Raw genomic sequence first — 12,141 nt, forward strand, 5'->3', positions numbered from 1 at the left:
CTGATCGCCCCCCACGTTGTTCAGCACCGCACCGTTGGATCCAGAAGAAGAAGAGAGCCGACCAATGAAGATCAGCATGCGCAGCAGCAGAAGCACCGGCGGGCGCCGGACGACCGCCGTCGTCGCCCTGGGGGCCGTGCTCGCGCTGACCGCCACCGCCTGCGGTGACGACGGCAGCGGGGCGGGCGGCGACAAGGGCGCCGAGGGCAGCGGCAAGGGGAAGATCGTCTTCTGGGACAACAACGGCGGTATCCGCACGGACGTGTGGAAGGAGATCATCGCCGACTTCGAGAAGGCCAACCCGGACATCGACGTCGAGTACGTCGGCATCGCGGCCAAGGAGTACCAGTCCAAGGTCGACACCGCCATCCGGGGCGGCGGCCTGCCCGACGTCGGCGGCGTCGGCGCGGCGATGCTCGCCGGGTTCTCCGCCCAGAACGCCCTGGAGCCGCTGGACAACCGGCTCACCGGGTCGTCCCTGAACAGCAAGATCAACAAGGACATGATCGAGTCCCTGCGGGCCGCCGGCGGCGGCGACGGACGGCTGTACTCGGTCCCGACCTCGGCCAACAACGGCGTCCTCTACTACCGCACCGACCTGTTCGGCAAGGCGGGCCTCAAGGAGCCGGCGAGCTGGGACGACTTCTACAAGGCCGCCGAGAAGCTCACCGACGCGGGCAAGAACGAGTTCGGCTACACCATCCGCGGCGGTGCGGGCTCCATCGCCCAGGCCCTCGACGCGATGTACGGGCAGTCCGGCATCACCTCGTTCTGGGACGCCGAGAAGAAGAAGACCACCGTCAACGACCCGAAGAACGTCGAGGCGCTGGAGAAGTACGCGGGCCTCTACAAGAAGGTCACGCCGTCCGCCGACGTCAACAACGACTTCGCCAAGATGGTCGCCCAGTGGGACTCCGGCACGATCGGCATGCTCCACCACAACCTGGGCTCCTACCAGGACCACGTGAAGGCGCTCGGCGTCGACAAGTTCCGCGGCATCCCGCAGCCGGTCGGCGCCTCCGGCAAGCGCGTCCAGGTGTCCAACCCGGTCGACGGGCTCGGCCTGTTCAAGAGCTCCAAGAACAAGGAGGCCGCCTGGAAGTTCATCGAGTTCGCCGCCTCGCACCAGGAGAACTCGAAGTTCAACGAGTCGGCCGGGCAGGTGCCGGCGAACACCGAGGCCGCGAAGGACGCGTGGATCGACAAGGCCGAGCCGACGAAGCTGGCCACCCAGGCGCTGAACGACGGGTCGACGACCATCGTCCAGCTGCCGTACTACCTGCCGGACTGGAACACCATCTCCAAGGCCGACAACGAGCCGAACTTCCAGAAGGTGCTGCTCGGGAAGATGAGTGCGAAGTCGTTCCTCGACGGGATGGCGGAGCAGCTGAACGAGGCGCAGGCCGAGTGGAACGAGCAGAAGAACTAGGGCGGTTCCGGCTCTCGCCGTGGGACGGCCTGTGGATCGCAGGCCGCGGGCCGTCCCCGGCTCGTCGCGCGCACGCGGCACAGTCGCACATCGACACAGCTCCGCGCCCCCGAGGTGAGCACCCTCCCCCTTCTCCGAAAGGTGCACCAGCGTGTCTCTCAGCCGAAGGCAGGTCGCTTCCGCCGTCGCCGCCGTCCCCCTGGCGTTCGCCGCGGCCGGTACCGCACAGGCCGGCGGGCGTCGTGCCCGCACCCTCCACATCGCCGGCGACTCCACCGCCGCGCAGAAGTACGCCGACGCCGCGCCCGAGACCGGGTGGGGCATGGCGCTGCCGTTCTTCCTCCGCAAGGACCTCCCCGTCGCCAACCACGCCGTGAACGGGCGCAGTTCCAAGAGCTTCGTCGACGAGGGCAGGCTGGACGCGATCCTCGGCGTCATCCGGCCCGGCGATCTGCTCCTCGTCCAGTTCGCGCACAACGACGAGAAGCGCGAGGACCCCACCCGCCACACCGAGCCCTGGACGACGTACCGGGACCACCTGCGCCTGTACGTCGACGGCGCCCGGGCCCGCGGGGCGCGGCCCGTGCTGGCGACCCCCGTCGAGCGGCGCCGCTTCGACGCGGCGGGCGGCGCGGTGCCCAGCCACGGCGAGTACCCGGCGGCGATGCGGGCGCTGGCCGCCGAGGAGGGCGTGGCCCTGCTCGACGTGCAGGCGCTGTCGCTCGCGCTGTGGCAGCGGCTCGGCGTCGAGGAGACCAAGACGTACTTCAACTGGACCGCCACCGAGCAGGACAACACCCACTTCAACCCGCCCGGCGCGATCGAGGTGGCCCGGCTGGTCGCGCGGGAGCTGCTGCGCACCCGGGTGCTGGCGCACCGGGACGTGCGCCGGACGGACGAGGACGTCCCGGCGTCCTGGATCACCTGGCCGCAGCCGGGCACCGTGTGACCACCCCTGGACCGGAAACGGAGAGCCGCACCATGAGCACACAAGGATGGCATGGGCATGCCACAAGGAAAGCCGCGCTGGCCGGCTGCACCGCCCTCGTACTGGGCCTGACCGCCGCCACCGCCCAGGCCCGCCCCGGCCACCACCCCCACGACCTCGCCCGGCAGACGCTGCCGGCCAAGGACGGCTGGGCCTCCCAGGGCACCGGCACCACCGGCGGCGCCGCCGCCGACGCCGAGCACGTGTACACGGTCACCACCTGGGCCGAGTTCAAGGCCGCCCTCGCCGCCGGCGGCGACGCGCCGAGGATCATCAAGGTGAAGGGCACCATCGACGCCGTCGCCGAGGGCTGCGACGCCTTCGCCGTCCCGGGCTACGACTTCGACGCCTACCTGGAGAAGTACGCGCCCGAGAAGTGGGGCCTGGACACCGACCTGAGCGACGAGCCCGACGACAGCCCCGAGGGCCTGCGCCGCGCCTCCGCCGCCCGGCAGGACCAGGCCGTCAAGGCGAACGTCCCCGGCGACACCACGATCATCGGCATCGGCAGGAACGCCGGCCTCAAGGGCGCCAGCCTGCAGATCAAGGGCGTCGACAACGTCATCGTCCGCAACCTCACCTTCGAGAGCCCCGTGGACTGCTTCCCGCAGTGGGACCCCACGGACGGCGCCAAGGGCAACTGGAACTCCGAGTACGACAGCGCCGTCGTGTACGGCTCCACGCACGTCTGGCTGGACCACAACACCTTCACCGACGGCGAGCACCCCGACAGCGCGGCCCCGACCCACTTCGGCATGCTCTACCAGCAGCACGACGGCCAGCTGGACGTCGTCAAGGGCGCCGACCACGTCACCGCCTCCTGGAACGTCTTCACCGAGCACGACAAGACGATCCTCATCGGCAACAGCGACAGCGAGTCCACCGCCGCCGGCGACCGGGGCCACCTCAAGGTGACCTTCCACCACAACCTCTTCAAGAACCTCGTCGAGCGCGCGCCCCGCGTCCGCTTCGGCCAGGTCGACGTCTACAACAACCACTTCGTGGCCTCGGACGACTACGCCTACAGCTTCGGCGTCGGCAAGGAGTCCGCCATCGTCGCCGAGCACAACGCCTTCACGCTCCCGAAGGGCGTCAGCCCCGCCAAGGTCCTCAAGCGGTGGAGCGACGCACCGGTCACCGCCGCGCACAACCGGGTCAACGGCCGCACCGTCGACCTGATCGCCGTGCACAACGCGGAGATCCCGGCCGAGACCCTGCGGACCGGCGCGGGCTGGACGCCCACCCTGCGCACCAAGGTCCTCCCGGCCGCGGCCGTCCCCCACATCGTCGACCACGGCGCGGGCGCCGGCCGCCTGCGCTGACGCGCACCCGAACCGGGCCGGGGCGTCCGCACCGCCCCGGCCCACCCCGGCACGTCACCCTCGAAGGAGCACGCGCATGCCCCGTCCCGCCCCGTCCCGCAGAGGCTTCCTGCTCGCCACCGCCGGCGCGGGCGCCGCCGTCGGTCTCGCCGCCGGCCCGGCCCTCGCCGACGGCCGCCCCCGCCCCCGCCCGTTCGGACGCCACGGCTCACCGTCCGCCCGCCTCACCCCGAAGACCCTGTACGTCGACCCGCACGGCCGCGGCGACTTCACCTCCGTCCGGGCCGCCGTGGCCGCCGCCACCGGCAGCGGCTGGACGCTGGTCCTCGCCCCCGGCACCTACCGCGAGACCGTCACCCTCGACGCCACCCGCACCGAGGCCACCTGGATCGGCGCCGCCGAGGACCCGCGCGAGACCGTCGTCGTGTACGACAACGCGGCCGGCACCCCCAAACCGGACGGCTCCGGCACCTACGGCACCAGCGGATCGGCCACCGTCACCGTGCAGGCCGACGGCTTCACCGCCCACCGGATCACCTTCGCCAACGACTGGCTGCGCGCCGACCACCCCGGCTGGACCGGCACCCAGGCCGTCGCGATCAAGGTCCAGGGCGACCGCTCGGCGTTCCACCACTGCCGCTTCCTCGGCCACCAGGACACCCTGCTCGCCGACACCCGCGCCCTCGGCCACTACGCCCGCCAGTACTACGCCCACTGCTACGTCGAGGGCGACGTCGACTTCGTCTTCGGCCGGGCCACGGCCGTGTACGAGCACTGCCACTTCCGCACCCTGATCCGCACCGACCTGGCCGCCGCGCCCTACGGCTTCGTGTTCGCGCCGTCCACGGCGGGCGCCAACCCGCGCGGCTACCTGGTGTCCCGCAGCCGCGTCAGCAGCGAGGCCCCCGACGGCTACTACAAGCTGGCCCGCCCCTGGGTGCCCAGCTCCGACCCCACCGCCCGCCCGATGCTCACCGTGCGCGAGAGCCACCTCGGCGCGGGCGTCGACGCGGCCGCGCCCTACGCGAACATGCGCGACGCCCACCCGTGGCAGGAGCAGCGGTTCCGCGAGTACCGCAACACCGGCCCCGGCGCGGCGGTCACCGTCCCGGAGAACCGCCCGCAGCTGACCCGCGCCGAGGCCGCGGCGCACACCAGGGAGGCGTACCTCGGCGACTGGCGGCCGTATGCCCGCCACCGGTGACCTGCCCGGCTTCCACCGGGCGCTCAGGGACGAGCTGACCTTCCCGCTCGCCTGGGGCACCTCGCCGATCCGCGACTTCGCGACGTGGCGGCGCACGGCCCGCGCCACGGTCGAGGCGCACCTCCTCGTCGACCGGCAGGACGGCACGCCGTACGCCCCCGAGTTCGCCGACCGCGAGGACGGCGACGGGTACACGCGGGAGACGGTCACCCTCTCCCTCACCCGGTGGACCCGGGTCCGCGGCGCCCTGCTCACCCCGCGGGGCGCCGGGCCCTTCCCGGCCGTCCTCCTCCTGCACGACCACGGCTCCCGCTTCGACATCGGCAAGGAGAAACTGGTCCGGCCCTGGTACGACGCCACGCGTCTGGCCGCCGCCGAGGACTGGGCGGACCGGCACTTCGACGGGCGGTTCCCCGGCGACGAACTGGCCCGCCGCGGCTACGTGGTGCTGTGCCTGGACGCCCTCGGCTGGGGCGACCGCGACCCGCTCTCCTACGAACGCCAGCAGGCCCTCGCGAGCAACCTCTTCCACCTCGGCAGTTCCCTCGCCGGTCTGATGGCCCGCGAGGACGAGCGCGCCGCCGGCTTCCTGGCCGGACTGGACCGCGTGGACGCCCGGCGGGTGGCGGCCCTCGGCTTCTCCCTGGGCGGCTACCGCGCCTGGCAGACGGCCGCGCTCAGCGACGACGTCGCCGCCGCCGTGAGCGTGTGCTGGATGACCGGGCTGAGGGAGATGATGGTCCCCGGCAACAACACCCTGCGCGGGCAGTCGGCGTTCCACATGCTGCACCCCGGGCTCGCCCGGCACCTCGACCTTCCCGACGTGGCGAGCCTCGCGGCCCCCAAGCCGATGCTGTTCCTGAGCGGCGAACACGACCCGCTCTTCATGCCCGAGGGGGTCCGGGCCGCCCACGCCCGGCTCCGCGCGGTCTGGGAGTCGCAGGGCGCCGGCGACCGGCTGCGCGCCGAGGTGGTGCCCGGCGTCGGACACGCCTTCACCGGCCCCCTGCAGGACGACGCCTTCGGCTGGCTCGACGCGCACCTCGCCGGGTGAGCCCCCCGACAGGGGAACGCCCCCGCCGGTCGTCACCGGCGGGGGCGTCCGCTGTGCCGGCCGAGTGGGGGCTCGGACGGCGTACACCGGCCCGGGGGGCGGGCCGGTGGTCCAGGAGGCCGGACGGTCACTCGTGACTGATGTCCGCGGCCGTGAAGTCGCACGTCCTGCCGTAGGGGCCGGCCGGCGTGAGCTCCTTGGGCTCCTTGCCGGTGTCGTTGCCCTGGAAGCGGACGCAGGTCTTGATCTTCTTCTTGCTGTCGCCGTGGATGCGGACGTTGCGCAGCGTCGCCGTGTCGCCGTAGTTCTCGTTGACGCCGACGATCGACTTGCCGGGCGCGGTGATGTCCACGCCGTCGATGACGATCGTGCGCTTGTACTGCTTCTTGCAGTTGCCGCAGGAGCGGACCAGCTTGCCGAAGTTCTCGACCTGGAAGTCGCTGACCACGAGCTTGCCCGCGCCGTTGAACTGGAGCACCTTGTCGTCGGCGTTCTTCGCGCCGCCGCCGCGCACCGTGTACACCGCGGACGACGAGGTGCCCTTGAAGCTGGCGGCGTCCTCGCCGACGTCCAGCCACCACACGTTCTGCAGCGTGCAGGAGCCCTTGCAGTGGACGCCGTCCGCGGCCGGGGTGCCGATGATCACGTTCTTCAGCACGGCGCCGTCGGCCAGTTCGAAGATCGGCCCCTGGTCCTCGTCCTGGCCGGAGGTGCCGAGGTCTCCGGTGCCGTAGAACTTCTTCATCCTGCCGTCGTAGGTGCCGGAGACCGGGATCGTCGACGAGACGGGCTTGCTGCCGGTGTCCGCGGGCCAGGACGACGCGGCGCCGGCGGGGGACAGCATCGTCGTGGTGACGATCGCGGCGCCCGTGAGGCCGAAGGCGGCGGCCGAGGCGAGCACCGCCCGGCGCCTGGTGAGACGGCGGCGGTGGCGGACGCGCTGTTCTGCTCGTGCAGTCATGCCCATGTCCTTGCGTGGGGAGGGGGACCTTGCGCTCCCTGGTCGCCGCGGACGGGGAGAGGGTTGCCGCGTCTCCCGGAATTTTTCACGAACCGCCGTCGTGGGGCGCGAAGTCGCCCCGCACCGACAGCTGTCCGGTCTCCGCGGTGGCCGTCGCGGAGTAGCGGTCGCCGTACGCGTTCCGGCCGCCGCGCTCATGGTTGTACTGCCCCGCGAACACCCACTCGCCCGCCGGGACCGTACGGCCCTGCTTGAGCGTCCACCGGTGGACGAGGAAACCGTCCCGCTCCTCGACCGTGAACGTGAAGTCGTCCTCGGGCAGCGACCGCCAGGCGCCGGTGGAGGCGACCCGGCCGGTCTGCGCCACCCTCAGCTCGACGGTGAGCGCGGTCAGCGGGGTGCGCGTCTTCAGGGTGACGTTGCTCTGCGCCCAGTAGTCGTTGCTGTGCGGGTCGACCGAGCCGTCCGACCACAGCGGGCCGTCCTCCTCGGTCCCGGCGGCCGGGGGACGGGCGGTGGCGGTCGCGGTGCCGGCCGGTGTCCGGGAGGGCGACGGCCGCTCCGGCTCCCGTGTCCCGGGCGAGGTGCCCGGTGCCGGTGCGACGGGCGGCGGCTCGGTCGCGCGGCCCGTGGGTCCGGACGCCGACGGAGTCGCCGCGGGCGGTGACGCCGCCGACGGGGTGGACGTCGCCGACGTGGCGACCGAGCGTTCGGCGGGAGCGTCGTCCCGCACCGCGGACGCGACCGCGTACCCGCCGACCGCGAGGACGCCCGCCACCGCGGCCGTCGCGCCGGCCACCCGGACCCAGCCCAGCGCCGGCGGGCGGGCCGCCCGGTGCCCGGGGTGGTCCCGGCCGCCCGCCATGCCGCGCTCGACCCGGGCCAGGACGCGCGCACGGTCGGGCTCGTGCGCCCCGGCCGCCTCGTGCAGCCGGGCACGCAGCTCCTCGTCCACGTCCCGCCGCCCGGTCATCGCTTCCTTCCCGCGGCCTCACCGGTGCGCGCGATCGCCGCGTGCACCCGCTGCGGCGCCGCCCGTGTGCCGAGCACCCGCTGCAGTTCGGCCATCCCCTTCGACGTCTGGCTCTTCACCGTACCCACCGAGACGCCCAGGGCGAGCGCGGTGTCCTTCTCGGAGAGGTCGAACGCGTGCCGCAGCACCACGCACGCCCGCTTGCGGAACGGCAGGGCGCGCAGCGCCTCCTGCACGTCCACCACGCCCGCGACGTCCGGGTTCTCCGCCCTCTCCTCGCGCTGCGACCAGAACAGGGCGACGCGCCGGCGCTCGCGCACCGCGCTGCGGATCCGGCTGCGGGCGAGGTTGGCGACGACACCGCGCGCGTACGCCACCGGATGGTCGGCCGCGCGCACCCGGTCCCAGCGGTGCCACAGCGCGAGCAGGGCGTCCGCCGCCAGGTCGTCGGCGGCGTCCGGCTCGCCCGTCAGCAGGTGGGCGAGCCGGGACAGTTCGGCGTAGTGGCGCTCGAAGAAGGCGTGGAACTCCACGGAGGCGGCGTCGTCGACGACTGTGCCCACGGGCGGACTCTCCTCGCAGCGGCTTTCCCGGCGTCGAACAGCCGTGCGCCGGTCCGGAATCCGGCACTGTAGCAGCGTCGGCCGTACCGTCCGTACGGTGAGTCGAACACCGTATGGCGTACCGAACCGGAAGGGGAGGGGGAGTTTCCGCCGCGCAGGGTGATCCAGGGCCTGTCGTTCGGATCATGCCGACGCCGCGGGGCGTGGCACGCACGTCTGCGGCGTTGTCGTCGGTTGCCGACGCTCCGCGTCGACGCCCTCCTCCGCCTTGCAGCCGCACGCACCACGCCCCGCTCGGGCCGGTCGAAAGGCGCCGTTTCCCTCAGCCGTCCTGATCCGAACGGCAGGCCCTAGGTGTGCTGTCCGGACAGCACACCTAGCCCTTGAGCGCCGCCTCCATCATCGCCTTGGCCACCGGGGCGGCCAGCCCGTTGCCGCTGACCTCGGAGCGGGCCGCGTCGGACTGCTCGACGAGAACGGCCACGGCGACCTCCCGGTCCGACGAGTCGGACGTGGCATAGGACGTGAACCAGGCGTACGGGGTCTTGCTGTTGTTCTCGCCGTGCTGGGCCGTGCCGGTCTTGCCGCCCACGGTCGCGCCGGGGATCCGCGCGTTCGTCCCCGTGCCCTCCTCGACGACCGTCCGCATGGCCGACCGCAGCTGCTCGGCGGTGGCGGAGCTGACGATCTGCCGCGTCTCCGCCGCGTCGTCGTAGTCCTCCAGCACGTCGCCGTCGCCACCGGTGATCTGCGACACCATGTGCGGCGAAACCAGCTTGCCGCCGTTGGCGATGGCCGCGGACACCATGGCCATCTGGAGAGGGGTCGCCGTCACATCGAACTGGCCGATACCCGTCAGGGCGGTCGACGGCCGGTTCATGTCCTTCGGGTACACGCTCGGGTAGGCCCGCACCGGCACGTCCTGCGTCTCGTCGTTGAACCCGAACTTCTCCGCCGTCGCCCGCAGCTTGTCCTGGCCCAGGGACACGGCCATCTTCGCGAAGACGTTGTTGCACGAGTACCGCAGCGCGGTGCGGATCGTGGCGTTCTCGCAGGGGGCGTTCGGGTTCTCGTTCGTCAGGTCCTTCAGGGTGTCCGGCAGCCGGTACGGGTCCGGGCTGTCGGTCGGCTCGTCCACCGACCCGTACAGCCCGTCCTCCAGTGCGGCCGCCGCGACCACGAGCTTGAACGTCGAGCCCGGTGGCAGCGGCTGGCGCAGCGCGCGGTTGGTCAGCGGCTTGTCCGGGTCGTTCGTGAGCTTCTTCCACGCCCCGCCGGCGGTGTTGGCGTCGGTCAGCGACGACGGGTCGTACGACGGGGTGGACACGACCGCGAGGATCCGGCCCGTCCTCGGGTCGATCGCGACGGCGGCGCCCTTCTTGCCGCCCAGGGCCTCGTACCCGGCCTTCTGCACGGCCGGGTCGACCGTCGTGATCACGTTGCCCGGGTCGGACCGCCTCCCGGTGACCGTGTCCATCACCGTCCTCAGCCGGGGATCGGTGCCGTTGAGCAGGTCATGGTAGATGCCCTCCAGCTGGGTCGGCGCGTACGCCTGCGAGGCGTACCCCGTCACCGCCGCGTACAGCCCTCCGTCCGTGTACGTGCGTTTGTACGCGAGGTCGCCGCCCTCCGTCCGCGCCGAGCCGGTGACCGACCGTCCGGCCACGACGATGTTCCCGAGCGGCTCCGCGTACGTCTCGATCGCGTTGCGCCGGTTGTCCTTGTCGTCCGCGAGCGCCCGGCCCTCGTAGAACTGCACCCAGGTCGCCCGCACCAGCAGGGCGAGCACCAGGAGCAGCGTGAAGACCGATGCGCGCCTGATCGTCTTGTTCATCCCGACCACAGGACGAACGGGCGGGAGCGGATCGTTCCCATGCGCCCCGTTTTCTCATCATCCGTTCATGGAACCGGTCCCACGAAGCCGGCCTCGTAGGCCCGGACGGCCGCCTGGGCGCGGTCGCGCGTACCGGTCTTGGCGAGCACCGACGCCACGTGCGTCCTCACCGTGGCCGGCCCCACCCCCGTCCGCCCGGCGATCTCGGCGTTCGTCGGCCCGGCCGTCATCAGCCGCGGCACCTCGCCCTCGCGTTCGGTGAGCCGGACCGCCCAGGCCGACGGGGTGGGCTTCGCGCGCGTGCTCGGCCGCCAGAGCGCGTACCGCCGGCGGGAACAGCGGCGTGTCGCTGCGCGCCACCAGCCGCACGGCCTGGACGAGCGTGTCGGCGTCGGGCCGGCGGCAGCGGCGGTCGGGGTGAGCGCGGGCGTCCGGGGCATGGCCCCACGCTCCCGCCCGGGTGCCCCCGGGCGCCTCCTGCGCAGCGACGATCCGCCTCCGCCGCGCGGCGGAGGGAGGGTCAGTGCGCGAGGTGGAGGACGACCTCGTCGATCACCTCGCCCCGCGCCGGGGCGAAGCCCCGGGCACGGGCGCTCGTCACGAATCCGCACTTCTCCAGCACGCGCCGCGACCCGGCGTTGTCCGCCGCCGCCCGCGCGTACAGCGGACGGTCCCCGACCTCGGCGAGCAGGGCCCGCAGGGCGGCCGTGGCCACGCCACGGCCCCAGTACGCGCGGTCCACCCAGTACGTCACCTCGCGCTCGCCCGGCTCCCCGTACACCGCGGCGCTGCCCACGACGTCACCGTCGCCCAGGATGGTCCGCACGACGTCGCGCGAGGCGCGGATCGTGTTCCAGTGCGCCGTGAAGGCGTCCCAGTCGGCGGGATCCGGCGGGGTGAAGGCCGCCATGCGCAGCGCCTCGGGATCGTTCATCTGCCGGAAGAAGACGGGCAGATCGCTGTCGTGGACCTCGCGCAGTGCGATGTGCATGCGGCAGAGCCTACGCGCCGTGCGGGTCAGAGCCTGCGCGTCGCCAGGGTCAGCCGGTCGCGCGCGTCGAACAGCGCGTCCTTGACCATCTGTTCGTGCGCGGGCGTCAGCCGCGCCACCGGCACCGAGCAGCTGATCGCGTCCCGCGCGGGGGTGCGGTAGGGGATCGCCACGCCGAAGCAGCGCAGCCCCAGCGTGTTCTCCTCGCGGTCCACGGCGAAGCCCTGCTCCCGCACCTGGTGCAGCTCCTCGATGAGCTTCTCCCGGTCGGTGATGGTGTGCTCGGTCAGCGCCGGCAGGGTCTCCGGCAGCATCTTGCGCACCTGCTCGTCGCTGTAGGTGCTCAGCAGCGCCTTGCCCAGCGAGGTCGAGTGCGCGGGCAGCCGGCGGCCGACCCGGGTGAAGGGGCGCAGGTAGTGCTGGGACTGGCGGGTGGCCAGGTAGACGACGTTCGTGCCGTCCAACCGGGCGAGGTGGATGGTCTCCGTGGTGTCGTCGGAGAGCCGGTCCAGCGTCGGCCGGGCCGCCGCGACCACCTCGTCGCCGTCGATGTACGACGTGCCGACCAGCAGCGCCCGCACCCCGATGCCGTACCGCGTGCCCGTCGCGTCCGTCTCCACCCAGCCCAGCTCGACCAGGGTGCGCAGCAGCATGTACAGGCTCGACTTGGGATAACCGACGGCCTCCTGGACCGACGCGAGGGAGTGCATGCCGGGGCGTCCGGCGAAGTACTCGAGCAGTTCCACCGTCCGCACGGCGGACTTGACCTGCGCTCCGCCCCCCGTCTCGCCAGCCGACATCGCCCTTGACCCCTTCGTTCGA

The 12,141-nt window shown here is 72.6% G+C and carries 11 protein-coding genes and 1 pseudogene; 5 read left to right on the forward strand and 7 right to left on the reverse strand.

What is annotated here, in order from left to right; translation table 11 throughout:
• The first annotated feature begins 64 nt into the window (after positions 1 to 64).
• The 5 genes from ACIRFH_RS16145 to ACIRFH_RS16165 all read left to right on the forward strand — a co-directional run bounded on the left by ACIRFH_RS16145 (position 65) and on the right by ACIRFH_RS16165 (position 5,997).
• A complete protein-coding gene (locus ACIRFH_RS16145; RefSeq protein WP_403520915.1) occupies positions 65 to 1,429 on the forward strand; it encodes an ABC transporter substrate-binding protein in 1,365 nt (454 codons plus the stop codon).
• Positions 1,430 to 1,580: 151 nt separating this feature from the next.
• Positions 1,581 to 2,378 carry a rhamnogalacturonan acetylesterase gene (locus ACIRFH_RS16150; protein WP_403520917.1) on the forward strand — a complete coding sequence of 266 codons (798 nt, stop codon included), beginning with the start codon at positions 1,581 to 1,583 and terminating at the stop codon, positions 2,376 to 2,378.
• Positions 2,379 to 2,410: 32 nt separating this feature from the next.
• On the forward strand, positions 2,411 to 3,739 hold the full coding sequence (locus tag ACIRFH_RS16155; RefSeq protein ID WP_403520918.1) for a polysaccharide lyase family 1 protein: 1,329 nt from the start codon (positions 2,411 to 2,413) through the stop codon (positions 3,737 to 3,739).
• A 76-nt stretch (positions 3,740 to 3,815) separates the two neighbouring features.
• Positions 3,816 to 4,943: a pectinesterase family protein gene (locus ACIRFH_RS16160; RefSeq protein WP_403520920.1), complete on the forward strand. Its 1,128-nt coding sequence runs from the start codon at positions 3,816 to 3,818 to the stop codon at positions 4,941 to 4,943.
• Positions 4,927 to 5,997 carry a dienelactone hydrolase family protein gene (locus tag ACIRFH_RS16165; protein ID WP_403520923.1) on the forward strand — a complete coding sequence of 357 codons (1,071 nt, stop codon included), beginning with the start codon at positions 4,927 to 4,929 and terminating at the stop codon, positions 5,995 to 5,997. The genes ACIRFH_RS16160 and ACIRFH_RS16165 overlap by 17 nt, the downstream gene beginning before the upstream one ends.
• Positions 5,998 to 6,124: 127 nt before the next feature.
• On the opposite strand, the gene ACIRFH_RS16170 is transcribed toward ACIRFH_RS16165, so the two are convergent.
• The 7 genes and pseudogenes from ACIRFH_RS16170 to ACIRFH_RS16200 all read right to left on the reverse strand — a co-directional run bounded on the left by ACIRFH_RS16170 (position 6,125) and on the right by ACIRFH_RS16200 (position 12,119).
• Positions 6,125 to 6,958 carry a pectate lyase gene (locus tag ACIRFH_RS16170; protein ID WP_403520925.1) on the reverse strand — a complete coding sequence of 278 codons (834 nt, stop codon included), beginning with the start codon at positions 6,956 to 6,958 and terminating at the stop codon, positions 6,125 to 6,127.
• An 85-nt stretch (positions 6,959 to 7,043) separates the two neighbouring features.
• Complete coding sequence (locus ACIRFH_RS16175; protein ID WP_403520928.1) at positions 7,044 to 7,931, reverse strand: hypothetical protein; 888 nt, start codon at positions 7,929 to 7,931, stop codon at positions 7,044 to 7,046.
• Positions 7,928 to 8,494: a SigE family RNA polymerase sigma factor gene (locus ACIRFH_RS16180; RefSeq protein WP_403520930.1), complete on the reverse strand. Its 567-nt coding sequence runs from the start codon at positions 8,492 to 8,494 to the stop codon at positions 7,928 to 7,930. The genes ACIRFH_RS16175 and ACIRFH_RS16180 overlap by 4 nt, the downstream gene beginning before the upstream one ends.
• Positions 8,495 to 8,870: 376 nt before the next feature.
• Entirely contained in the window at positions 8,871 to 10,328 is a 1,458-nt protein-coding gene (locus ACIRFH_RS16185) for a peptidoglycan D,D-transpeptidase FtsI family protein (protein WP_403520932.1), read from the reverse strand.
• Positions 10,329 to 10,393: 65 nt separating this feature from the next.
• A pseudogene (locus ACIRFH_RS16190) lies at positions 10,394 to 10,730 on the reverse strand (response regulator transcription factor); the annotation flags it as partial.
• A 118-nt stretch (positions 10,731 to 10,848) separates the two neighbouring features.
• The gene (locus ACIRFH_RS16195; RefSeq protein ID WP_403520934.1) at positions 10,849 to 11,319 is read right to left on the reverse strand and encodes a GNAT family N-acetyltransferase; all 471 of its coding nucleotides are present in this window, start codon (positions 11,317 to 11,319) and stop codon (positions 10,849 to 10,851) included.
• 26 nt (positions 11,320 to 11,345) lie between these two features.
• Positions 11,346 to 12,119 carry an IclR family transcriptional regulator gene (locus ACIRFH_RS16200; protein ID WP_033283195.1) on the reverse strand — a complete coding sequence of 258 codons (774 nt, stop codon included), beginning with the start codon at positions 12,117 to 12,119 and terminating at the stop codon, positions 11,346 to 11,348.
• Positions 12,120 to 12,141: the final 22 nt, after the last annotated feature.

Source organism: Streptomyces sp. NPDC093586, assembly GCF_044764905.1.
In the GTDB taxonomy this organism is placed as follows: Bacteria; Actinomycetota; Actinomycetes; order Streptomycetales; family Streptomycetaceae; genus Streptomyces.

Bases quoted from the DNA above. Each gene is read 5' to 3' on its own strand.
- ACIRFH_RS16160 (WP_403520920.1), top strand. From the start codon at position 3,816: ATGCCCCGTCCCGCCCCGTCCCGCAGAGGCTTCCTGCTCGCCACCGCC.
- ACIRFH_RS16145 (WP_403520915.1), top strand. From the start codon at position 65: ATGAAGATCAGCATGCGCAGCAGCAGAAGCACCGGCGGGCGCCGGACG.
- ACIRFH_RS16175 (WP_403520928.1), bottom strand. From the start codon at position 7,931: ATGACCGGGCGGCGGGACGTGGACGAGGAGCTGCGTGCCCGGCTGCAC.
- ACIRFH_RS16155 (WP_403520918.1), top strand. From the start codon at position 2,411: ATGAGCACACAAGGATGGCATGGGCATGCCACAAGGAAAGCCGCGCTG.
- ACIRFH_RS16165 (WP_403520923.1), top strand. From the start codon at position 4,927: ATGCCCGCCACCGGTGACCTGCCCGGCTTCCACCGGGCGCTCAGGGAC.
- ACIRFH_RS16185 (WP_403520932.1), bottom strand. From the start codon at position 10,328: ATGAACAAGACGATCAGGCGCGCATCGGTCTTCACGCTGCTCCTGGTG.
- ACIRFH_RS16170 (WP_403520925.1), bottom strand. From the start codon at position 6,958: ATGACTGCACGAGCAGAACAGCGCGTCCGCCACCGCCGCCGTCTCACC.
- ACIRFH_RS16195 (WP_403520934.1), bottom strand. From the start codon at position 11,319: ATGCACATCGCACTGCGCGAGGTCCACGACAGCGATCTGCCCGTCTTC.
- ACIRFH_RS16200 (WP_033283195.1), bottom strand. From the start codon at position 12,119: ATGTCGGCTGGCGAGACGGGGGGCGGAGCGCAGGTCAAGTCCGCCGTG.